The organism is Candidatus Enterococcus wittei, from assembly GCF_002140175.1.
GTDB lineage: Bacteria > Bacillota > Bacilli > Lactobacillales > Enterococcaceae > Enterococcus_B > Enterococcus_B wittei.
Genome location: NZ_NGMO01000001.1, coordinates 837299 through 839173 on the forward strand (window position 1 = coordinate 837299; position 1875 = coordinate 839173).

2 protein-coding genes are annotated in these 1875 nt (G+C 29.1%); one reads left to right on the forward strand and one right to left on the reverse strand.

Annotated elements, in window-relative coordinates:
• Nucleotides 1-87: 87 nt before the first annotated feature.
• Nucleotides 88-1062, reverse strand: coding sequence for a choloylglycine hydrolase (gene bsh, locus A5844_RS03290; protein WP_002295271.1), 975 nt, complete (start codon nucleotides 1060-1062; stop codon nucleotides 88-90).
• Nucleotides 1063-1326: 264 nt separating this feature from the next.
• Between bsh and A5844_RS03295 the strand changes: the two genes are divergently transcribed.
• Nucleotides 1327-1569 carry a hypothetical protein gene (locus tag A5844_RS03295; protein WP_086283871.1) on the forward strand — a complete coding sequence of 81 codons (243 nt, stop codon included), beginning with the start codon at nucleotides 1327-1329 and terminating at the stop codon, nucleotides 1567-1569.
• Nucleotides 1570-1875 lie beyond the last annotated feature (306 nt).

The following is a 1875-nucleotide window of genomic DNA, read 5'->3' on the forward strand; positions in this document are numbered from 1 at the left end:
GGATATCACATCAAGAAAAAATGTTTTGAAAATATCTTTGCCTTTTTGTATTATATCTATATTAAATAATCAATCACAACACATTAACTAATTTATATATTTAATTTGTTGTTTTTCTATAATTGGATAACTAATTAACTTATGACTATCTAAGTCTTCTTTATTCATATCAATTGCAGTAATTTGACTGTCTTCATATGTTCGATAATAATAGATTCCTTTGTCAACATTGCAACAAGAAGAATAAATTGTATATTCATATTTTCCATCACCAACATCACACAAACCTTTTTGTTGTTCTACTGAACCTAAGATATGGAAAAATTGACTAATACTTTCTGACTCTGAATCTCCAGATACAGAATTCAGCTTCGTAAAAGTCGCTTTAACAAAACGAGATACTGAGGATAAATCTCCAGGCAAGCCTATCCCTCCCATACCGCGGCTATAGGCATTCAAACTTATTTGATTTGAAAAATTATTTTTAGGAGTTTCACTCGATAAGACACGATAATTGTTTAAATTAAATAATTGATAGTCAAATGAAGGATTATTGGTAAGAACGCCCACAGGGTTATCATATATATGAAGTCCATCTTTCATACTTTCAATGACAATTGATTTTTCTTTATCAGCTAATAGCCAATGTAAAGGGGATAAAGGAAGTTCATCACTATAATTTATATTTGCTAAATTGATATTTTTTAACAATTTTTTAGCTTCTCCTACTGTTGAGCATTGTCCTAAAATCCAAGGAATAAATTCAAAAGGAGATACATTGTCTTTCCCTTCTTGTATTTCTTTATAATCAGCATACCCAGAAAAATTTAGTCCAGCCATACTCAATCCTTTTTCATTTGTCGCATCGTAATAAAGAGGGTAGTCAGCTATACCAGCGGCAATACCAATCATTGCATAATGAGTATCCAAATCATTTACCTTTCGAAAATTCAACTTATAATTTCTTGGAGTAATAGTGACTACTTCATTGTAAGATATTTCATAATCAAAATTCCTTCCAAAATAATGATCACTTGTTACATAAGTAATAGACGTACACATAGTTTATTCCTCCTAAATATTATTCTGTCCACGTTCATATTACTCCAAAGTTTTCCTCATTTCAAAAGAAAAGCACAGAATACACAAAGAAGCGTTTTTATTTGTATAAACTATATCAAAGTTCTATACTTAAATTATCAAATAAAAAGGACGTGAAGATAAATGTCAAATTTAGAAAACAAAGAAGAAAAAGTTGTAAACAAAATTGTTTCTGTTGTCAATAAACTGGATAAAGAGTTAGACGAACTTCTTATACACATCTAGATGAAAGAAGAAAAAGTTGTAAACAAAATTGTTTCTGTTGTCAATAAACTGGATAAAGAGTTAGACGAACTTAATACGTTATCTGAAAATCCAGAAAAAAAACATAACCTAAAAAAATGGTTAGTTGAACGAAAGGCTATTCATGAAATTAAAAAAGTTCTTCATGAAGCTGATAAATATGAAAAATATGATGAAAAAGAACTTGATAAAGAATTTAAAGAAATCAATGACTTATTACTCTGATCTATTAAACGACTCATTATGAGTCGTTTTTTTATACAAAGAAACTATCTGGAGGTAATCCAAATATAAATATTGATTGTAGTACAAAAAAGAAGCGTCCGAAGACGCTTCGCTGTTTAAATGCGTAAAAAGATTGGGAAATTGATTCATCAGCTATTACGACTATTATTATAATCTCATCCTATAAAAAATCAATACTAAAAAACTATTCTTTCGAGTAGCTCTGAACAGATGTCATCATAACTTATGAAGGAAATAGACATAAGATTGTGTATAAAAAAATAACCACCCGAAGGTGGCTGAAGA